General features: G+C 65.1%; 23 protein-coding genes. 8 read left to right on the forward strand and 15 right to left on the reverse strand.

The features are described from left to right. Positions 1–7 precede the first annotated feature (7 nt). A complete protein-coding gene (locus ACO07D_RS08520; protein WP_421702523.1) occupies positions 8–784 on the reverse strand; it encodes a nuclear transport factor 2 family protein in 777 nt (258 codons plus the stop codon). Between the two features lie 91 nt (positions 785–875). Between ACO07D_RS08520 and ACO07D_RS08525 the strand changes: the two genes are divergently transcribed. Further along, a complete protein-coding gene (locus tag ACO07D_RS08525; RefSeq protein ID WP_421702524.1) occupies positions 876–1244 on the forward strand; it encodes a winged helix-turn-helix transcriptional regulator in 369 nt (122 codons plus the stop codon). Here ACO07D_RS08525 and ACO07D_RS08530 read toward each other — a convergent pair. The 3 genes from ACO07D_RS08530 to ACO07D_RS08540 form a co-directional block, all read right to left on the reverse strand. Further along, complete coding sequence (locus tag ACO07D_RS08530; RefSeq protein WP_421702525.1) at positions 1229–1978, reverse strand: metallophosphoesterase; 750 nt, start codon at positions 1976–1978, stop codon at positions 1229–1231. The genes ACO07D_RS08525 and ACO07D_RS08530 overlap by 16 nt on opposite strands. A 141-nt stretch (positions 1979–2119) precedes the next feature. Then, on the reverse strand, positions 2120–3712 hold the full coding sequence (gene serA / locus ACO07D_RS08535; protein WP_421702526.1) for a phosphoglycerate dehydrogenase: 1593 nt from the start codon (positions 3710–3712) through the stop codon (positions 2120–2122). A gap of 99 nt (positions 3713–3811) precedes the next feature. Then, the gene (locus ACO07D_RS08540; protein WP_421702527.1) at positions 3812–4987 is read right to left on the reverse strand and encodes a phosphoserine transaminase; all 1176 of its coding nucleotides are present in this window, start codon (positions 4985–4987) and stop codon (positions 3812–3814) included. 271 nt (positions 4988–5258) lie between these two features. On the opposite strand from ACO07D_RS08540, the gene ACO07D_RS08545 reads away from it, so the two are divergent. Then, a complete protein-coding gene (locus ACO07D_RS08545) occupies positions 5259–6329 on the forward strand; it encodes a serine hydrolase domain-containing protein (RefSeq protein WP_421702528.1) in 1071 nt (356 codons plus the stop codon). A gap of 53 nt (positions 6330–6382) precedes the next feature. On the opposite strand, the gene ACO07D_RS08550 is transcribed toward ACO07D_RS08545, so the two are convergent. The 3 genes from ACO07D_RS08550 to ACO07D_RS08560 all read right to left on the reverse strand — a co-directional run bounded on the left by ACO07D_RS08550 (position 6383) and on the right by ACO07D_RS08560 (position 8638). Further along, a complete protein-coding gene (locus tag ACO07D_RS08550; RefSeq protein ID WP_421702529.1) occupies positions 6383–6610 on the reverse strand; it encodes a hexameric tyrosine-coordinated heme protein in 228 nt (75 codons plus the stop codon). 207 nt (positions 6611–6817) lie between these two features. Beyond that, the gene (locus ACO07D_RS08555; RefSeq protein WP_421702530.1) at positions 6818–7642 is read right to left on the reverse strand and encodes a hypothetical protein; all 825 of its coding nucleotides are present in this window, start codon (positions 7640–7642) and stop codon (positions 6818–6820) included. Between the two features lie 63 nt (positions 7643–7705). Continuing rightward, positions 7706–8638, reverse strand: a complete 933-nt coding sequence (locus ACO07D_RS08560) for an L-lactate dehydrogenase (RefSeq protein WP_421702531.1) — start codon at positions 8636–8638, stop codon at positions 7706–7708. A gap of 108 nt (positions 8639–8746) precedes the next feature. On the opposite strand from ACO07D_RS08560, the gene serB reads away from it, so the two are divergent. Then, a complete protein-coding gene (gene serB, locus ACO07D_RS08565) occupies positions 8747–9625 on the forward strand; it encodes a phosphoserine phosphatase SerB (protein ID WP_421702532.1) in 879 nt (292 codons plus the stop codon). 213 nt (positions 9626–9838) lie between these two features. Here serB and ACO07D_RS08570 read toward each other — a convergent pair whose 3' ends face one another. Continuing rightward, a complete protein-coding gene (locus ACO07D_RS08570) occupies positions 9839–10720 on the reverse strand; it encodes a homocysteine S-methyltransferase family protein (protein ID WP_421702533.1) in 882 nt (293 codons plus the stop codon). A gap of 156 nt (positions 10721–10876) precedes the next feature. Here ACO07D_RS08570 and ACO07D_RS08575 point away from each other — a divergent pair, with 156 nt between their 5' ends. Genes ACO07D_RS08575 through ACO07D_RS08585 form a run of 3 tightly spaced genes read left to right on the forward strand, consistent with a single transcriptional unit; the run spans position 10877 to position 11964 of the window. Then, positions 10877–11206 (forward strand): ArsR/SmtB family transcription factor, encoded by a 330-nt coding sequence (locus tag ACO07D_RS08575; protein ID WP_421702534.1) that lies wholly within the window; start codon positions 10877–10879, stop codon positions 11204–11206. Then, positions 11199–11630, forward strand: coding sequence for an SRPBCC family protein (locus ACO07D_RS08580; protein WP_421702535.1), 432 nt, complete (start codon positions 11199–11201; stop codon positions 11628–11630). Before ACO07D_RS08575 ends, ACO07D_RS08580 begins: the two co-directional genes overlap by 8 nt. 22 nt (positions 11631–11652) lie before the next feature. Then, complete coding sequence (locus ACO07D_RS08585; RefSeq protein ID WP_421702536.1) at positions 11653–11964, forward strand: YciI family protein; 312 nt, start codon at positions 11653–11655, stop codon at positions 11962–11964. A 33-nt stretch (positions 11965–11997) separates the two neighbouring features. On the opposite strand, the gene ACO07D_RS08590 is transcribed toward ACO07D_RS08585, so the two are convergent. Beyond that, complete coding sequence (locus ACO07D_RS08590; RefSeq protein ID WP_421702537.1) at positions 11998–12795, reverse strand: FAS1-like dehydratase domain-containing protein; 798 nt, start codon at positions 12793–12795, stop codon at positions 11998–12000. A gap of 38 nt (positions 12796–12833) precedes the next feature. Between ACO07D_RS08590 and ACO07D_RS08595 the strand changes: the two genes are divergently transcribed. Beyond that, a complete protein-coding gene (locus ACO07D_RS08595) occupies positions 12834–13229 on the forward strand; it encodes a VOC family protein (RefSeq protein ID WP_421702538.1) in 396 nt (131 codons plus the stop codon). Here ACO07D_RS08595 and ACO07D_RS08600 read toward each other — a convergent pair. From ACO07D_RS08600 to ACO07D_RS08610, 3 genes are all read right to left on the reverse strand, one after another. Then, entirely contained in the window at positions 13213–13746 is a 534-nt protein-coding gene (locus ACO07D_RS08600; protein WP_421702539.1) for an NADPH-dependent FMN reductase, read from the reverse strand. The genes ACO07D_RS08595 and ACO07D_RS08600 overlap by 17 nt on opposite strands. Positions 13747–13753: 7 nt before the next feature. Then, positions 13754–14143: a GFA family protein gene (locus tag ACO07D_RS08605; RefSeq protein ID WP_421702540.1), complete on the reverse strand. Its 390-nt coding sequence runs from the start codon at positions 14141–14143 to the stop codon at positions 13754–13756. A gap of 309 nt (positions 14144–14452) precedes the next feature. Then, positions 14453–15658, reverse strand: a complete 1206-nt coding sequence (locus ACO07D_RS08610; protein WP_421702541.1) for a TsoY family (seleno)protein — start codon at positions 15656–15658, stop codon at positions 14453–14455. 146 nt (positions 15659–15804) lie between these two features. On the opposite strand from ACO07D_RS08610, the gene ACO07D_RS08615 reads away from it, so the two are divergent. Then, positions 15805–16221: a hypothetical protein gene (locus ACO07D_RS08615; RefSeq protein WP_421702542.1), complete on the forward strand. Its 417-nt coding sequence runs from the start codon at positions 15805–15807 to the stop codon at positions 16219–16221. Here the strand turns inward: ACO07D_RS08615 and ACO07D_RS08620 are convergent. The 3 genes from ACO07D_RS08620 to ACO07D_RS08630 form a co-directional block, all read right to left on the reverse strand. Continuing rightward, positions 16218–16589, reverse strand: a complete 372-nt coding sequence (locus ACO07D_RS08620; RefSeq protein ID WP_421705011.1) for a GNAT family N-acetyltransferase — start codon at positions 16587–16589, stop codon at positions 16218–16220. The two genes, ACO07D_RS08615 and ACO07D_RS08620, sit on opposite strands and share 4 nt — an antisense overlap. Before the next feature lie 71 nt (positions 16590–16660). Continuing rightward, complete coding sequence (locus tag ACO07D_RS08625) at positions 16661–17089, reverse strand: barstar family protein (RefSeq protein ID WP_421702543.1); 429 nt, start codon at positions 17087–17089, stop codon at positions 16661–16663. Next, positions 17086–17538: a GNAT family N-acetyltransferase gene (locus tag ACO07D_RS08630; protein WP_421702544.1), complete on the reverse strand. Its 453-nt coding sequence runs from the start codon at positions 17536–17538 to the stop codon at positions 17086–17088. Before ACO07D_RS08630 ends, ACO07D_RS08625 begins: the two co-directional genes overlap by 4 nt. Positions 17539–17601 lie beyond the last annotated feature (63 nt).

Below are 17601 nucleotides of genomic sequence, written 5' to 3' on the forward strand. Positions count from 1 at the left end.
CAGTTGCTCAGAACTTGCCGTTCCCATGGGCCATTTCGGCCGGGATCTCGGAAATCGTGTCCCAGTGTTCAACGATCTTGCCGTCCTCCACCCGGAACAAGTCGAAGAAGGCGGTGTGCTGCGTTCCCAGCGTGCCTTCGGAGGCGGTAAAGACGAAATTGCCCTCGGCCACCACCATATGCGTATCGGTATAAGCCATCGCCTGCCCGGCCTCCGCCATCGCGGCCATCGCGGCGCCCAGCCCATCCAGCCCGTTCCCGACCATCGGGTTGTGCTGGATATAGGTCTCGGTCGAGACATAGTCGGTGATCTTCTCCGGCGCCTTGCCATGCAGCACATCCGCCACAAACGCTTCGACCAGTGCCTTGTTCTCGGCGGTCTTGTCGCGGTCGGTGATCTCGGTCGCCCCGTCGGTCATGGAATTGCCGGATGGGGTTTGATCCGCCGGGACCGCCGGTTGCAGGTTGTCCCAATGTTCGGCCACCTTACCATCTTCCACGCGGAAGATGTCGAAGGCGACCTGCGTCTCGGCGCCGAAGGCCTGGGCGTTTTCGTAAGTGACATGCAGCACCACCAGGTCGCCCTCGGAAATGACACGATGCACGGTGGGGCTGAGGCCGCTTTCCTTCAGCGCCGGGAGGAAGCCCAGGATCGGCGCGGCGCCGGTGGGAACGGCGGGGTTGTGCTGGATATAGTCCTCTTTCATCAGCTTGCCGGCGGCCTCGGGGTCGAAGTCGACGAACAGGGCGGTGACAGCGGCAAGAACGGTTTCAGTGGGGCTCATGGGATGTCCTTTCGAATCAAGTATTGTTCCGTGCTGCATTAAGTATTAAAAAGGAACCAGGTATCAATTACGCACTATTTGGGAACCAGGTATGGTCAAGGTAACTGCACTGACGAAGGAAGAGGCCGCGAACTGCCCGGTCCGGCAGGTTTTGTCGCAGGTCACGGGCAAATGGCAGATGCTGATCCTCTGCGCACTGGACGAGGGCCCGCTGCGGTTCGGCGCGCTGAAACGCTCTGTCGGGGACATCACCCAGCGGGTGCTGACCGAGAACCTGCGCAAGATGGAACGGGACGGCTATTTGATCCGCACCGTCGATCCGGGACCGCCGGTGTCGGTGACCTATCAGCTGACCGACATGGGGTCGGAGCTGTTCGGCCACCTCGTGCCGCTGTTCACCTGGGCGGCGGAGCGTCATGGCGAAGTCAGCGCGGCGCGCGAAGCCTACGCGGCAGAATAATCCCGTTTGACCAGCTTGCGCCCTTCATGCGTTAAGAGCCACGCCTCGCGCCCTTCGATCACCACGGCGGACAGCGCATCGCCATAGGCCGCCCCGGTGTCGAGGTTCAGGCGGTTGCCGTAATGCGTGACCTCATCCACCGGCGTGTGGCCATGCACGATCAGCGGGCCGTGGTCGGTCGGGTCGATGTGGAATTCCTTGCGGATCCACAGGAGGTCATCTTCGGTCTGCTCTTCCAGGGGCACACCGGGGCGGATACCGGCGTGGACGAAACACAGATCGCCCATGCGATACATTGCCGGCAGGTCGTCGAGGTAACGGCGGTGGACCGGCGGGACCGCCTCCATCGCCTTGGCGTGGATCTGATAGGTGCGCGCAAATTCGGGAAAGTCGATGCCGTAGCTTTCCAACGTCTCGATCCCGCCCACTGCGGGGTGAAACCAGCTGCTGTCGAGCAGAAGCTGGTCATCCGCCATTGGATAGTCGCGCAGGAACAGCGCCGCCATGCGGTCGTGGTTGCCCTTCAGCACCACCCAGTTCTCGCCCCGCACCTGGCCGTCCAACAAATACTGGATCACCCCGCGGCTGTCCGGCCCGCGGTCCACCAGGTCGCCCACATGCACGATCGGCGCCTCCGTGTCGCCACAACGCGCGCGGTCCTCGGCAATCAACGCATGGGCCAGCTCCAGCTTGCCAAGGTGGCCGTGAATATCTCCGATCGCATAGGCGCGCATGGGGTCTCTCCTGTGTTGCGGGCACCCTAACCCGCGGGCAGAAAAAGAAAAGCCCCGGCGTTTCCACCGGGGCGTCTCAACTCTGAAAACAAGCGTCCAGCCTCGGCCGGGTGCCGGTTCGGGCAGGCCCGAACCGTGCGGTTAGATGTCAAACGCCATCGGGCTGACCGAGTGGAACAGGCCGGTGTCGCACAGCGCCTGCAGCACGTCTGCCGGGATCGGGTTGTCCACGTAGAGCAGAGCAATCGCGTCGCCGCCGACCTCGTTCCGACCCAGGGTAAAGTTCGCAATGTTCACGCCGTGGCTGCCCATGGTCGCGCCCAGGGCCCCGATGATGCCCGGGATGTCGTCATTGGTGGTGTAGAGCATGTGGTTGCCGATCTCGGCGTCGATATTGATGCCCTTGATCTGGATGAAGCGCGGCTTGCCGTCCGAGAAGACGGTCCCGGCGATCGAGCGCTCCCGCTTGTCGGTCACCACGGTCAGCTTGATATAGCCGTCGAAGGAGCCCGACTTCGGCTGCGTGGTGGTCGAGATCTTGATGCCACGGTCGGCGGCCACGACGGGGGCCGAGACCATGTTGACGTCCGGGATCTGCGGCTTGATCAGACCGGCAGTGGCGGCACAGTCCAGCGCTTTCAGGTTCATCTCGGCCACGACACCGTCATAGGTGATGTTTACCGCCTTGATCGGCTCGTCGGTCAGTTGGCCGACGAAGGCGCCCAGATGCTCGGCCAGCTTGATCCAGGGGCCCATGACCTTGGCTTCCTCGGCGGTGACCGAGGGCATGTTCAGCGCGTTGGTCACGGCGCCGGTCAGCAGGTAGTCCGACATCTGCTCGGCCACCTGCAGCGCGACGTTTTCCTGCGCCTCGGTGGTGGCGGCGCCCAGGTGCGGGGTGCAGACCACGTTGGGCAGATCGAAGAGCGGGTTTTCCTTGGCCGGTTCGACCGAGAAGACGTCGAAAGCCGCGCCGGCCACATGGCCCGATTGCAGCATCTCGGCCAGGGCTTCCTCATCGACCAGGCCACCGCGGGCACAGTTGATGATGCGCACGCCCTTCTTGGTCTTGGCCAGGTTCTCGCGCGACAGGATGTTGCGAGTCGAATCGATCAGCGGCACGTGCAGGGTGATGAAATCGGCGCGGGTCAGCAGCTCGTCCAGCTCGACCTTCTCGACGCCCATCTTGGCGGCTTTCTCGTCCGACAGGAACGGGTCGAAGGCGACGACCTTCATTTTCAGGCCAACGGCGCGGTCACAGACGATGCCGCCGATGTTGCCCGCACCGATGACGCCCAGAACCTTGCCGGTCAGCTCGGTGCCCATGAACTTGGACTTTTCCCACTTGCCCGCATGGGTCGAGGTCGAGGCCTCGGGGATCTGGCGCGCCACGGCGAACATCATCGCGATGGCGTGTTCGGCGGTGGTGATCATGTTGCCGAAGGGGGTGTTCATGACGATCACACCCTTTTTCGAGGCGGCAACCTTGTCCACGTTGTCGGTGCCGATGCCCGCGCGGCCGATGACCTTGAGGTTGGTGGCGGCGTTGATCAGCGTCTCGGTCGCCTTGGTGGCGGAGCGGATGGCAAGGCCGTCATAGTTGCCGATGATCTCCATCAGGCGGTCCTTGTCCTTGCCGACGGTCGGGTCGAAGTCGACCTCGATGCCACGGTCGCGGAAGATCTGGACGGCGGTTTCCGACAGCTTGTCGGAGACGAGTACTTTGGGGGCCATGGTGCGGCTCCTGTCTTTAAGGATGTTAAGGCTGTCCGGACCCGTTCTTTAAGGTCTTTAAAGGGTCCGGAGGGGCTGTTTTAACGTTTTGGAAGGCGCTCAGGCGGCTTCCGTCAGCGCGGCGATCTCGGCCTCGAAGGCCCAGTTCAGCCAGGGCATCAGCGCGGCCACGTCGGCGGCTTCCACCGTGCCGCCACACCAGATGCGCAGACCAGCGGGGGCGTCGCGATAGGCGCCGACGTCCAGGGCCACGCCCTCGGCTTCCAGCCGCTTGGCGACGGCCTTGGCGAAGGTCGCGCCATCGGTGATGCGCGCGTCGGTGAACTTGACGCACACGGACGTGTTCGAGCGGATCGCCGGGTCGGCGGCCAGGAACTCGATCCAGTCATGGGTCTCAACGAAGTCGCTGACCGCGGCGGTGTTGGCATCGGCGCGGGCCTTCAGACCCTCCAGCCCACCGACCGAACGGGCCCAGTCGAGCGCGAACAGGTAATCCTCGACCGCCAGCATCGACGGGGTGTTGATCGTGGCACCGGTAAAGATACCCTCGATCAGCTTGCCGCCTTCGGGTGGTGAACCACCCTTAGTCAAGCGGAAGATCTTCGGCAGCGGCCAGGCGGGGGTGTAGCTTTCCAGACGCTCCACCGCGCGGGGGCTCAGGATCAGGATGCCGTGGGCCGCTTCGCCGCCCAGCACCTTCTGCCAGGAGAAGGTGGTCACATCCAGCTTGTCCCAGGGCAGGTCCATGGCAAACGCAGCGGAGGTGGCGTCGCAGATGGTCAGGCCTTCACGATCCGCCGGGATCCAGTCGCCGTTCGGCACGCGCACGCCCGAGGTGGTGCCGTTCCAGGTAAAGACCACGTCATTGGTGAAATCGACCGAGGCCAGATCAACGATCTCGCCATAGTCAGCCACCTTGGTGACGGCATCGAGTTTCAACTGCTTGGTCACATCGGTGACCCAACCGGCGCCGAAGCTTTCCCAGGCCAGCATCTCCACGCCACGCGCACCCAGCAGCGACCACAGCGCCATCTCGACAGCCCCGGTGTCCGAGGCGGGCACGATACCAATCTTGTAATCAGCGGGGATGCCCAGCACCTCGCGGGTGCCTTCAATGGCGGCCTTCAGCTTGTCCTTGCCGACAGCGGCACGGTGCGAACGGCCAAGCGCGGCGTCCGACAGGGCATCCAGGGTCCAGGTGGGGGGTTTGGCGCAGGGGCCAGAGGAAAAACGCGGATTGGCCGGCCGCGTTGCCGGTTTTTGAATATCAGTCATGATACCCTTCCAGATATGTGCCCCTCGTTGGGGAGGGGTGTCCCACAGACGCAGATACGGGGGTGCAAGCGGGGGCACAAGTCGGAAAATGACAGAAAAACGCCCCTTCATGGTGCGAAAGCGTCGCTTTTGTGTCCGATCGGAAACCCCAAGGGCCGTGGTTGAAAGCGAACTCAAACACCTTCGCCTCGTTGAAATGCCCCCGGTGTATCCCACATGCATGTCATAGGCCGGACCACCCGGCCTCTTTTTCAAGAATGAGGTTTCGCCCATGTCCTGTTTGAAAAACACGTTCTGCGCCGGGCTCTTGGCGCTGGGTTTGGGGGGCGTGGGCCACGCGCAAGACGCGTCGCTTGAAGACCGCCTGACGCGCGCTTTCGAGGCCGGAGAGTTGCCCGGGCTGCACGCGACTGTGGTCGCGTTGCAGGGGGAGCAGCTGGCCGAGGTCTACTTTCCCGGGGAGGATGAACGCTGGGGCATGCCGGTTGGGCCACGAGATCACGGGCCGGACACACTTCACGACCTGCGCTCGGTGACCAAATCCGTGGTTGGGCTGCTTTACGGAATCGCGCTGGACAAGGGGATGGTTCCGGGGGTTGATCAACCGCTGTTGGCGCAGTTTCTGGACTATGCGGATCTGATGGACGGGTCCGCGCGTGAAGAGATCCTGATCGAACACGCCCTGTCCATGACCATGGGCATGGAATGGGATGAAAGCTTGCCCTATTCGGACCCGCGCAACAGCGAGATCGCGATGGAACTGGCCGAGGACCGGTATCGTTTCATCCTGTCACGCCCGGTGGTCCAGGCTCCGGGGCGGGAATGGACCTATAGCGGCGGCGCGGTGGCCCTGTTGGGCAAGCTGATCGAAGACGGGTCCGGCATGGCGCTGGATGACTTCGCCCGCGCCCATCTGTTTGCCCCGCTGGGCATTGAAAATTTCGAATGGGTGCGCGGCACGGATGGCGTGCCCTCTGCCGCCTCGGGCCTGCGCCTGACCGCACCGGACCTCGCGCGGATCGGGCGCATGGTGGCGCAGGACGGGCAGTTCGACGGGCAACAGGTGGTGCCTGCGGAATGGCTGGCACAGTCCTTTGTCGTCCGGGCCGGGCTGGAGCCGGGCTTCGGGTACGGCTACCTGTGGTATCTGGCCGGGCCGCCGGATCGGCTGTTCGTCCTGGGGCTGGGCAATGGCGGTCAGCGCCTTGCGGTGGAGCCCGGCGTGGATTTCGTCGCTGCGGTCTTCTCGGGCAACTACAACGATCCGGAGGGCTGGCGGACGTCCCAGAAGGTCGTCAGCGAGTTCGCCATCCCCGCCGCCAAGGCGCGTTTGGCGCAGTAGAGGCCGCCCTCCGATCAGAGCATCGCAAGGCCGCGGTCAGGCACGGGCGCCGGTCAGCCCCGCCAGAAATTGTTGGCCTGGGCGACGGTCTGGAAATTGGTCGCCACCACTTGGCTGACGGCGGTCAGGCTGTCGGCGTCACCCGCGTAATCGGCACGCAGCTCCGCGCGCACGTCGTCATCAGGCTGGGTCATCTTCACCGCCATGCGTGACAGTTTGATGGCCAGGGCATAGCCCTCTTCGGGGGTGGGGGTGATGAGGCTGGGCAACCAAAGCGTCACGCCAAAAAACTGAGGCACAGGGTTTTGGCGAGGCGCTCGCAACGCTGAACTGTTGCGCGGCGCCCCACCTTATCCCTGCCTCAGGTATAAGGCGGGACGCTTAAGGACATGGGGCTCTCCTTTGTCAGAATGGTTAGGGGGGAGCGTTGCATGTTTGACCGGATGCGGGAACCCGTCGTGGCGGGGATGTGACGAATGGACCGGGGCCTAGCCCGCAAAGATACGCGCCATTTGCGTGTCGAAATGGGCCCAGGTCATGGTGGCGCGGTTGCCCGCGTAGCCGTGGTAATGCGATTTTCCGGTGGAGTTCGGCAGCCCGGCCCAGATCTTGGCGAGGTTGTTCATGAAGGCGTGGCGGGGCAGTTCGCCTGCCTGGAACTGATGCAGCCCGGCTTCGGCCAGAAGCTGGTCTGCCAGCCGGTCCTGCAGCGCAGGGCTGAAGCGGTCGGTGGGCTGGGCGCCCACGATGGCAACCAGGCGTTTCAGGGTCGAGGGGATGAATTGATACCGGCCGATGGCGTGGGGCTGGCCGGGGGTTGCGGCGATCCAGTCATAGACCTCCTGCAAGGTCATCTGCGTCGGAAGTTTCGCGGGCCGCAGCCGGGCGCCGTGTTGCACTGCGTCGTAACCGGCGCGGCCTGCTTCGGCCTGGGCAATCAGGTCCAGCACCATGCCCGCCTGGGTGGCCGCGCGGCGCGGGCCGATGATGTCGGTGCGCGCCACCGGCGGGGCCTCGGGCGGGCGCCGGGTGCGGGCGGGGTAGGGGGCCAGCAGGCTCGATCCCGCGCGCCCGATGAACAGGCTCGCCACGCTCCTCCCCGCGCTGTCTTCGGGCGCGGAGGCGCGCGCCTCGATCAAGGGTTGGCCGGAGATGATCATCGGCTGGGCGGTCGGCAGCATCGGTTGGGCGCTGGTCAGGAGGGGTTGGCCGCCACCAAAGAGCGACGCTTGCAGGATCGACACGCCTTGGGACGCCACCGGGAGGGGCAACAGAGTCAGGATACCAAGGGCAATCCAGCGGATCAGGGACATTCTATCCTCGTCTCCCCGATGTGGGGCACGTAGGTAGAATGACCGAAATTGGTTGATACCGGCTTAAAGCGGAACCGACTCCAGCGTGTCCTTGAGAAGCTGGGCCGAGGCGCGCAGGGCCGCGTGTTCCTGCGGGTTCAGATGGGGCACCAGGTCGCCCTGCACCCCGCCCTTGCCCAGGATGCGGGGCAGCGACAGGGGCACGTCCATGACCCCCTCGACCTCGGGTGTCATGATTGACACCGAGTGCACGGAGCGTTCGTCGCCTCCGATGGCGGCGACCAGCCGGGCCAGACCGGCGCCAATGCCATAATAGGTCGCGCCCTTGCCCTCGATAATGCGGTAGGCGGCGCGGCGCACGCCTTCGTCGATGCGGGCCTGGACCGCGTCGGTCAGGGGCGCGCGGCGGTGCACGGCGGCTTCCTCCAGCGGCACGGCGCCGACCTGGGCGGAGGACCAGGCGAGCACCTCGCTGTCGCCATGTTCGCCCAGCACGAAGGCGTGGATCGAGCGCGCGTCAATGTTCAGGTGCTGGCCCAGAAGGACTCGGAACCGAGCGGTGTCGAGGATCGTGCCCGAGCCGATCACCCGCCCCGGCGGCAGGCCGGTCAGCCGCGTGGTGATGCCGGTCATGATATCGACCGGGTTGGAAGCGATCAGCAGCACGGCGTCGGGCGCGTGGGTCAGAACCTTGCCGGTCACGTCGCGGAAGACCTCGGCGTTTCGTGTCAGCAGGTCCAGCCGGGTCTCGCCCGGCCTCTGACTGACACCGGCGGCGATGATCACCACCTCGGACCCCGTCAGCGCGTCATAGCCGCCGGCCGTCACCGTGGTGGTCGCGGCGAAGGGCAGGGCGTGGGAGATATCCTCGGCCTGAGCCACCGCCAATGCGGGGTCCAGATCCACCAGCACCACCTCGCGCGCCTTGCCCAGGAGGGCGATGGCATATCCGGCCGAGGCCCCGACCTGGCCCGCGCCAACAATTCCGACTTTCATATGCGCCTCCAAAGAATGCGTTAGCGGTAACACATCAAGGGGGTGGCGTTAAGGGGGCTGGCGTGCTCTATGCGGGCGCAAATTGTCACGCAGTCCGGAGAGCCGCCCATGTATACCGCCACGCTTCTGACCTCGCCCGAGGCCCGCAATCTGGAGGCCGCCCTGGTCGAGAACCTGCGTAATGCCTGGGGTGGCGGTGAAGCGGTCTGGCTGAGCCCGGATGAGGCGGCGGAGTTCTCACTGGGCGCGATGCCGGACAACCGCTGGGACGTCTGGGCAGATTTGCAGGGGCTGGGCGTGGACCTGGTGGTGCAGAAGACCGCAGGCCGGGTGAAACAGATGCTGCTGGCGGATATGGATTCGACCATGATCCAGCAGGAATGCATCGACGAGCTGGCCGATGAGGCGGGCGTGGGTGAGCGGGTCAAGGACATTACCGCGCGGGCGATGAATGGCGAGCTGGACTTCGAGGGCGCGCTGCGTGAGCGGGTCGGGTTGATGAAGGGTCTGGATGCGGGTGTGATCGAAAAGGTGCTAGCCACGCGCATTACCCTGATGCCGGGCGGGCGCGAGCTGCTGGCCACCATGCGCGGGGCGGGGGCCTATGCGGCGCTGGTCTCGGGCGGGTTCACGGCGTTCACGGCAAAGGTCGCTGCCGAGTTGGGGTTCGACGAGAACCGTGCCAATACGCTGAACATCGCGGAGGGGCAGCTGGATGGCACCGTGGGTGAGCCGATCCTCGGCCGCGAAGCGAAAGTGGCCGCGCTGGAAGAGATCAGCGCGCGGCTGGGTCTGGAGCATGCCGACGTGATGGCCGTGGGCGACGGCGCCAATGATCTGGGCATGCTGGGCCTGGCGGGCGCCGGTGTGGCGCTGCATGCGAAACCCTCGGTGGCGGCGGAATGCGAGATCCGCATCAATCATGGGGATCTGTCGGCCCTGTTGTTCATCCAGGGCTATGCGCGGTCGGAGTTCAAGCAGGCGTAGCGCTCCCGCCCCCGGTCCGCGCCTTCGGCTTGTCCGGCGTTGGGCGTAGCGCGTTTTGCGGGGCAAAACGCGCGGAGGGCGACAGCGGGCTTTGCCCGCGAGAGCTGCGTAGCTTGCGGAGGGCGACAGCGGGCTTTGCCCGCGAGAGCTGCGTAGCTTGCGGAGGGCGACAGCGGGCTTTGCCCGCGAGAGCTGCGTGGCGTGCGGAGGGCGTCAGCGGCTGTCTGCAACCTCCTGCGCCATCGCGCCAAGATGGCGCATGTCGGTGCCGCAGCACCCGCCGAACACCCGTATGTCCGGGTTCTGCCGGATGATCTGGGCAATCTCACGGCCAAGCTGTTGCGGGTTGCCCTCGTCCAGCGTTTCGGCCTCGTCCAGTTCGGCGTGGGAACAGCTTGAGGCATTCGCGACGATGCCTTGCAGCCTCGGGTGGCCCTCCAGAGCACCAGCAAAATGCGTGGGGTGGGCGCAGTTGACCATGAAGAATGCCGCGCTTGCACCGGTTGCAGCATCAATCCGGTCGATGGCATCAATCAGCCCCGTCCCGTCCGCCAGCCGCCCATCGGTTTCCACAACCAGCGACATCACCACCGGCAGGCCGACGTCCCGCGCGGCAAGGACACAGCCGGCCGCCTCGCTGACCCGGTTGAACGTGTAGGCGGTAACCAGATCGACGCTGGTGTCCTTGAGCGCGGACAGTTGCATGGCATGATACCGCCGCGCGGCCTCGACCGACATGGGCGCAACATCCGCATAGGGGTCGTGTTGTGGGCCGATACAGGCGGAGACAAGAACGTCATCACGCCCTGCGGCCTGGCGCAGCTCCTCCATCAGGGTCACGGCATCCCGGTTCACATGTTTCAGGCGCTCCACGTCATAGCCCAGCGGTGCTGCACGGTCCGGGTTGGCCATCCAGGTGGGTGCGTCCAGGATGCAGCCCAGCCCCATCCCGCCCGCAAGCTGAACGAGCGCCTGCATCTGCCCGGCCAGCACAGCGCGGGTGTCGGCCTGTTCCAGCAGCGGAAAGGAGGCAAAACCCGGCAGGTCGATCCCTTGGTTGAAGATGAGGTCCGTGCCGGTGCCGGCATAGACCAAGAACCTCTTGTCGCCTTGATGTGGAAGGAGCCTTGGCATGATGAACACCCCCGTTCTGTTCGCAGGTCCGATCATAGCAGCTGTCGGCCCAAGTCCGAAGTTGTCCGTTTGTCGGGCCCGGCTTGACTATTTAACTAATCTGTTAAACAATGAGTCATGAGCAACCTAGTAGAGACATTCTCGGCCCTGGCCGATCCGACCCGCCTGTCGATGGTGGAGCGCCTGATGCGCGATGGGGCGCTGCCTGCGGGCGAGTTGAGCGCGGGCTACGACATCTCGGCCCCGGCCATTTCGCGCCATCTGAAGGTGCTGCGCGCGGCCGGGCTGGTGGATCAGGAGGTGCGCGGCACGCAGCGGATCTATTCGGTCCGCCCGGAGGCCCTGCGCGGTATCAGCGACTGGACCCAGAGCCATCGCGCCTTCTGGAGCGCTGCCCTGGACCGCCTGGAAGAAACCATTTTTCTGGAGGGACATCCCGATGACTGACCTGCGCCTGGAACGCCGGTTCCGCACCACGCCCGAGCGGCTGTTCGCCCTGATCAGCCAGCGGGCGAACCTGTTGACCTGGTGGGGGCCTGAGGGCATGCATGTGCCCGAGGATGACCTGGATTTCACCCGCACCGGCCCCTGGATGTCGGTCATGCAGAACGCCGAGGGTGGGCGCGACAAGGTCTCGGGCCAGGTTACCCATGTGGATCCGCCGAACTCCGTCGGGTTCACCTGGGGCTGGCATGATGACAAGGATGCGCGGGGGGCCGAAAGCCATGTCACGCTGACCGTCTTGCCCGATGGAGATCACACGCGGCTGGTTCTGGATCACCGTGAGTTGGGCGATGACGAGATCGCGCAGAATCACGAACAGGGGTGGAGCAGCTCGCTGAACAAGCTGGAAAGCCTGGCAGCGGATTAAGCCAACCAAGGGAGGATTTGAAATGCCGAAATTCATGTTCATTTACCACGGCGGCAAGGCGCCCGAGAGCCCCGAGGCGGTCGAGAAGGTCATGGCGGCCTGGCAGAGCTGGCTGGGCGGGATCGGTGAGGGGCTGGTCGACGGGGGCAACCCGGCGGGCATGTCCTCGACCGTGTTTGCCGACCGTGTGGAGGAAAACGGCGGGTCGAACCCCGTGTCCGGCTACACGCTGGTCGATGCGGCCGACAAGTCGGCGGCGGTGAAGATCGCGCAGGGCTGCCCGATCCTCGAAGACGGCGGCAGCGTCGAGGTCGCCGAAGCGATGGAGATGTAGCGCGGGCGTCTCCGCGTCATGCGCCGCGCGGGCTCAGACCTGCGCGGTGGCTTCCATGCACCCGCGCCCATCCGGGCCGCGTACCCAGAGTTCCGTGCCCTTGCGGCAGAACTCTGCGCTCTCCGTATGGACCAGCGGCGCGGTGGCGCGGAAGGCAAACCCCGTGAGCGGGCCCAGTTCGCGGGCCGCTTTCAGCATCAGGAGCTGCGCCAGCAGGGGCCCGTGCACAACCAGCCCCGCGTAACCTTCCACGTCCCGGCAATAGTCCAGGTCATAGTGGATGCGGTGGCCGTTGAAGGTCAGCGCCGAGTAGCGAAACAGCAGAGTTGAGGTGAAACTGTGGTGCTCGCAGCTGTCTTCGTCGGTGCGGGCCACCGGCGGCACGGGTTTGGGCGCCCTGGGGTTCGGATCCTCGCGATACACCAGGTCCTGATACTCGCGCACCCGTACCTCATCGTCCTGCACCACCTCATGGCAGAGTGTGACGAAGCCCAGCGGGCCGGTGCGCCCGGACTTGTGGGTGGCCTTTTCGACACGGCTGTGTTTTTCGGCCCGGGTGCCCACCTGCAAGGGCGCCAGGAACTCCAACCGCCCGCCCGCCCACATGCGGCGCGGCAGGCCCATGTCGGGGATCAGCCCGCCCACTTTCGGGTGGCCATCGCGCCCCAGCGCGCCGGGCGGTTGCGCGTCCCAGAAATAGAGCTGGTGAAAGAAGGGCGGCAGCGCATCGGGCAGCGCACCCGGCAGGTCCAGCGCAGTCCACAGCGCCGCGGCCCGGGCCGGGTCCATCGCGTCTGAAACGCTTTGCGTTCGGGTCATATCCTGGGTCATGGTGGCACCGTAGACCCAGGCCCCCGAAAGGAAAACCCATGCGTGTCACATCGCTTGATCACCTGGTGCTGACCGTGGCCGATATCGGTGCGACGGTCGCCTTCTACACCACGGTACTGGGCATGCGGGCGGAACGGTTCCAGCCCTCCGATGGCACCACCCGCACGGCGTTGAGCTTTGGCACGCAGAAGATCAACCTGCACCGGGCCGGGGCGGAGTTCGAGCCTAAGGCCGCCACGCCAACGCCCGGCTCCGCCGACCTGTGTTTTCTGACCGACGTACCGCTTACGGACTGGCAGGCGCATTTCGCCGCCCATGGGATCGTGGTCGAAGAAGGCCCGGTCACGCGCACCGGCGCAACCGGCCCGATCCTGTCGCTTTACCTGCGTGATCCGGATGGCAACCTGATCGAGGTCTCTACACCGCAGCCATGAGGGCTTCCATCAAGAGCCCCAGGTTCTTTTCCGTGCGCTCATTCACCAGCCGCCCATCCGCGTCGAACTGGTTGCGCGCATCGGCCAGGCAGATCTCCGGCCCCGCCACGATGCGCGCGCGAAAGGGCATCATGGCGAGCAGCAGCGCGCTCTGCCCACGTTCCCCGCCGGAGCGCCCGGCGGCGGCGGACATCAGCGCCACAGGCTTGCCCGCCCAGGGCTTGTCCGGCGTGCGGCTGACCCAGTCGAGCGCATTCTTCAGCACGCCCGACAGCGATTTGTTGTACTCGGGGGTCGAGATCACCACCGCATCCGCCGCCGCGATCTGTTCGGCCAGCCTGGTGACCTCGGCGGGGATGCCCCGCGCTTCGACATCGCCGTCATAGAGCGGAAGCGCCAGGTCGGCCTCGATGTAATCCACATCCCCCATCAGCCGCGCGGCGTTGCGCAGAAGCTGGCGGTTGGTCGAGCCCGCGCGCAGGGCGCCGGGCAGGCCCAGAAGGGTCAGGTCACTCATGAAGTCCTCATTTTTGCGGCAATCCGTCGTCCAGGTGAATCCAGGACAACATCTCGTCGGTGTGCACGTGGGTGGTGGGTTTGAAATGGGTCGGATCGCTCAGGGTGGCGGCGTAGAAATGGATCTCGCCGGGGTATTTCGCGCTCTGGAAGGCCATCTGCGTGCCGCAGCGCGAACAGAAGCTGCGGTGCACGCCGGGGGAGCTTTGATATTGCGCCACCGGGCGGCCGGTCCAGCGCCATTGCCCGTCGCGCACGCCGATGAAGCTGGTAAAGCCCGATGCGGTGGCGCGGCGGCAGCTTTCGCAGTGGCAATGCACCATGAACCGCTCGGGCGGGCGGTAGGTAAACGAGGTCTCGCCACAGAGGCAGTGGCCGGTCACATGGTCCTGGGTCATGGGCGGAGCTTGGCGCGGGGGCGGGCAGTTGGCAAGGGTGACGCGGGTGGCGCTGATCGAGTGTCAGCGAAGATGACACATTCGTGGGGCGCAGCCCCACGGCGCCCGACATTCCCACGGGAGGGCGCTTCTGCAACGTTTCAACCTGAACTGCCGTGCCGAGTGTGGCAGCCGCTTTGCCCCTCATTCCTGTTTCCAAGCGCCCACCCAGGGTCGGGCGCCGCGTGTCTGCTTGTGTTGGAACAATAAACGGGCGGCCCGAAGACCGCCCGCTCGCTTGGGTGAGGCTGTGGGTGAGGCTGGCGGGGCTTACTCCGCCGGGACCGCCGTGGCCACCGTCAGACCGAAATGCTGCCGGTTCAGGCGCAGGACCAGGGCGATCATGGCAAACTGCAGCACCAGCGCCACGGTACTCAGCGCCCAGAAGCCCAGCGAGAACTTGTCCATCACGCCCGAGGCCACCAGCCCCTTGTTGATGAAGAAATGCAGCATCACCGACAGGGCCACGCCGGGGCAGACCAGCGCGTAGGAACCGGGCGAGGTGCCATTGCCGAAGACGAAATCCTTCCAATAGCCCTGGCGCGCCAGCACGGTCAGGCCCAGGCCCAGGAACACCACCTGGATCGTCAGCAGTCGGGCCAGGAAGACCAGCGTCTCGCCGGCGGCCATATGGGCGTCGAAGGTGGTGTGCAGCCCGTGGAACTGGCGCAGGAACATGATGCCCAGCACGGTGACCAGCGGAATGATGATCAGAAGCGTCGGCGCGCTCTCCTTCGCGGTGCCATAGTGCAGCATCGAGTTGAATGCGGTGACCAGGGCCACGGCGCCGTAGATGATCGAGGCGGTGCCAAAGAAGGTCGACAGCACCAGCGAGGTGGCGACGACCACGCCATTGCCGCTCATCGCGGCGGGGGCGGAGAAGCCCACGGCGACCATCGACAGGGCGAATGCGGGCAGCAGCTGGGCAAAGCTGTTATGCGCGGTGACGTCAAAGACGCCGCCCTTGGTCAGCACGCGGCCCAGAAAGTCGCCAATATACATCAGCGCCTGCACGCCGATCAGGAAAAAGGCGATCATCGCCGCCGGGAACAGGTATTCGACGATCGACCACAGGCCAGGCACGAAGACGAGGCCGACAATGAACAGCCCGTTCACCGCCATGGCGAGCGCCAGCGGCATGGCCAGGATGGTGGTTTCCGCGTTCGACGCCTTGAGCTTGGCGAAGGCGTCAGTCTTGCGGAAGGTCGAGAAAGCCTTGAGGTTCCAGACCAGGTACTTGAGGTTCAGGAAGGCCATCGCGGCAATGCCGATCACCGCCACGGCAATGCCCGCCTGCAGGGCGGTGGACCCGGTTCCCCAGGCGGCAACGAGGTCTTCGAAAGTGGGCACCGGTTTGCCCGGGTGTTTCACCCAGAACATCAGGTACATGAAGAAGGTCACGTTCAGACCCCCGGCCCCGACCGAGGCCAGGAAGTAGAGCGGGCTATAGCTGTCCGCGGCGCGTTTGGGTTGCATGATGTGCTCCATCCGTACATTCATATTTTGTGATATATTAAAATATCAGAATATGTAAACCGATGCGGCAAGTTGATGCAGGGCAGGGGCGGGGTCGGTAACCATTCGTTAACCAAGTTGCGCGAGGCTCGGCGCAGGAGGTTCCCATGCGCCAAGCCCTTGTTTTCCTGCCCATCCTTCTGGCCCTGACTGCCTGTGACAGCCCCACCCCGGGCATGGCGCGGGGGGAGAAGACAGAGGTGACGATCGACGGCAGTCGCTTTTCCGTCTACCGCCGCGATGACCGGGTCGAGGTCATCCGCACCTCGCGTGAATGGCTGCCGGACCGCACCGAATACCGCGCCAAGGCGCAAATGGCGATCCGTCAGGCGACCGGATGCAAGGTGCGGGGCAACTCCTTTGATGGCGACCAGGCCATGGCCAAGGCGCGGCTGAACTGCTCGGGCGACTTGCCGCCGCTCGAACGGGTCGGGCCGCAGGCCTATGACTGCCATGTCGTGGCCGATTGGGAAAGCGAAGGGCGCAACGCCCGCACGACCGAGATCTATTGCGAACCGATCTAGACCGGCTTTCGAAAGGTGACCGACGTCGGGCGGTCAAACCCGGGGTGCGCCGTCTCTCCGACCTTCTCGAACCCCAGGGCGCGAAAGGCTGCGTGGTTTTCCACCAGCTCGACCCGGGTCTGCAATTCCAGCGCGGGCAGGTCCAGTGCGCGGGCCCGATCCGCGGCGTGGTCCAGCATGACACGCGCAAGTCCCAGTCCCTGATGGTTCGGGTGAACGGCCAGCTTGCCGACATAAAGGGCGTGCGGTTTCGCGGTCAGGAACACACAGGCCACCACCGGATTGCCCAGCACCCAGACCTCCGCCGCGGCCACGTCCCCCACCGTCAGGCGACGCAGCGACGAGGGCGGGTCGATCCGCCCCTCCATCCCGGCAAAACAGAGGTGCAAGAGCTCCAGAACCGCGCGCGGATCCGTCGAACGGCGCGGGGTCGGCGCGCTCACGGCTCCATCTCCGCCCCGTCCGATCCCAGCAGCGTCAGGGTCACGTTGTCCTCGCTCTCGCTGCCGCCGGGCCCGTGTTCCTGCAGGATCATCACCAGCCAGTCAAACAGCGTATCGCCACTGCCGCGCAGCACGTCCTCGATATCCTCCAGAACCAGCGGCCTTTGCACCGGCGTCGCCGCCTTCAGCTGCGCGCGCAAGACGCGCAGGGTCTCGGCCCGGCCCAGGCTGTCCTGCGACAGGTCCGCATTGCGCCAGACCAGGTGAAACCCGCCCTCCGGCGTGCCGAAGCCACCGCGCAGGATGTCGTTGAACGCGTTCAGGCTGCGCCCCCAATAGATGCCGGGGATCAGCTGGCGGGAAATCTCGTCACAGAAACCGTCGAACCCGGTAAACCGCGCCCCGTCGATCTCATAGGTGGTCACAGCGCCTTCTCCATGAACAGTGACGAGGAGTTTGCCTCGTAATCGCCAAACGGCCCGCATTCGGTGAACCCGCCGCGCGCATAAAGCCGATGCGCCGCCTTCAACAGCGATCCGGTCTCCAGCTTCATCGCGCCGAACCCCTTGGCCCGCGCGTGCGCCTCCAGGTGGTCGAGCAACCTGATCCCCAGCCCCAGCCCCCGCGCATCCGGCGAGACGAACATGGACTTCACCTCGCCATAGGTGCCCTTGTCCGCCAAGGCCGCCGTGCCCAGCACGCGGTCGCCCTCACGCGCCACGAAGAAGGAAATCTCCGGCACGCAGAGCTCGGATATATCCAGGAAATGGTTGTCTTCGGGGGGAAACAGGCTCTCCATCAGCGCATGGGACTGTTTCAAAAGGGCGGTGGCCTGCGGATCACGCGGATCGCCCGTTTCGATGATGACGCTCATTTTCACCCCCATAAGCCGCCCAACACCATTTCGCGCAGGTTGCGCCGGATTTTTCCCGGGTAC

The organism is Aliiroseovarius sp., from assembly GCF_965228805.1.
GTDB lineage: Bacteria > Pseudomonadota > Alphaproteobacteria > Rhodobacterales > Rhodobacteraceae > JASBTN01.

What these genes read in the sequence shown, in the direction of transcription:
- serA (WP_421702526.1), bottom strand. Translation starts at nt 3,712, where the DNA reads ATGGCCCCCAAAGTACTCGTCTCCGACAAGCTGTCGGAAACCGCCGTC.
- ACO07D_RS08615 (WP_421702542.1), top strand. Translation starts at nt 15,805, where the DNA reads ATGCGCCAAGCCCTTGTTTTCCTGCCCATCCTTCTGGCCCTGACTGCC.
- serB (WP_421702532.1), top strand. Translation starts at nt 8,747, where the DNA reads ATGTATACCGCCACGCTTCTGACCTCGCCCGAGGCCCGCAATCTGGAG.
- ACO07D_RS08575 (WP_421702534.1), top strand. Translation starts at nt 10,877, where the DNA reads ATGAGCAACCTAGTAGAGACATTCTCGGCCCTGGCCGATCCGACCCGC.
- ACO07D_RS08600 (WP_421702539.1), bottom strand. Translation starts at nt 13,746, where the DNA reads ATGAGTGACCTGACCCTTCTGGGCCTGCCCGGCGCCCTGCGCGCGGGC.
- ACO07D_RS08545 (WP_421702528.1), top strand. Translation starts at nt 5,259, where the DNA reads ATGTCCTGTTTGAAAAACACGTTCTGCGCCGGGCTCTTGGCGCTGGGT.
- ACO07D_RS08555 (WP_421702530.1), bottom strand. Translation starts at nt 7,642, where the DNA reads ATGTCCCTGATCCGCTGGATTGCCCTTGGTATCCTGACTCTGTTGCCC.
- ACO07D_RS08540 (WP_421702527.1), bottom strand. Translation starts at nt 4,987, where the DNA reads ATGACTGATATTCAAAAACCGGCAACGCGGCCGGCCAATCCGCGTTTT.
- ACO07D_RS08530 (WP_421702525.1), bottom strand. Translation starts at nt 1,978, where the DNA reads ATGCGCGCCTATGCGATCGGAGATATTCACGGCCACCTTGGCAAGCTG.
- ACO07D_RS08560 (WP_421702531.1), bottom strand. Translation starts at nt 8,638, where the DNA reads ATGAAAGTCGGAATTGTTGGCGCGGGCCAGGTCGGGGCCTCGGCCGGA.
- ACO07D_RS08580 (WP_421702535.1), top strand. Translation starts at nt 11,199, where the DNA reads ATGACTGACCTGCGCCTGGAACGCCGGTTCCGCACCACGCCCGAGCGG.
- ACO07D_RS08605 (WP_421702540.1), bottom strand. Translation starts at nt 14,143, where the DNA reads ATGACCCAGGACCATGTGACCGGCCACTGCCTCTGTGGCGAGACCTCG.
- ACO07D_RS08620 (WP_421705011.1), bottom strand. Translation starts at nt 16,589, where the DNA reads ATGGAGGGGCGGATCGACCCGCCCTCGTCGCTGCGTCGCCTGACGGTG.
- ACO07D_RS08585 (WP_421702536.1), top strand. Translation starts at nt 11,653, where the DNA reads ATGCCGAAATTCATGTTCATTTACCACGGCGGCAAGGCGCCCGAGAGC.
- ACO07D_RS08520 (WP_421702523.1), bottom strand. Translation starts at nt 784, where the DNA reads ATGAGCCCCACTGAAACCGTTCTTGCCGCTGTCACCGCCCTGTTCGTC.
- ACO07D_RS08595 (WP_421702538.1), top strand. Translation starts at nt 12,834, where the DNA reads ATGCGTGTCACATCGCTTGATCACCTGGTGCTGACCGTGGCCGATATC.
- ACO07D_RS08590 (WP_421702537.1), bottom strand. Translation starts at nt 12,795, where the DNA reads ATGACCCAGGATATGACCCGAACGCAAAGCGTTTCAGACGCGATGGAC.
- ACO07D_RS08630 (WP_421702544.1), bottom strand. Translation starts at nt 17,538, where the DNA reads ATGAGCGTCATCATCGAAACGGGCGATCCGCGTGATCCGCAGGCCACC.
- ACO07D_RS08525 (WP_421702524.1), top strand. Translation starts at nt 876, where the DNA reads ATGGTCAAGGTAACTGCACTGACGAAGGAAGAGGCCGCGAACTGCCCG.
- ACO07D_RS08610 (WP_421702541.1), bottom strand. Translation starts at nt 15,658, where the DNA reads ATGCAACCCAAACGCGCCGCGGACAGCTATAGCCCGCTCTACTTCCTG.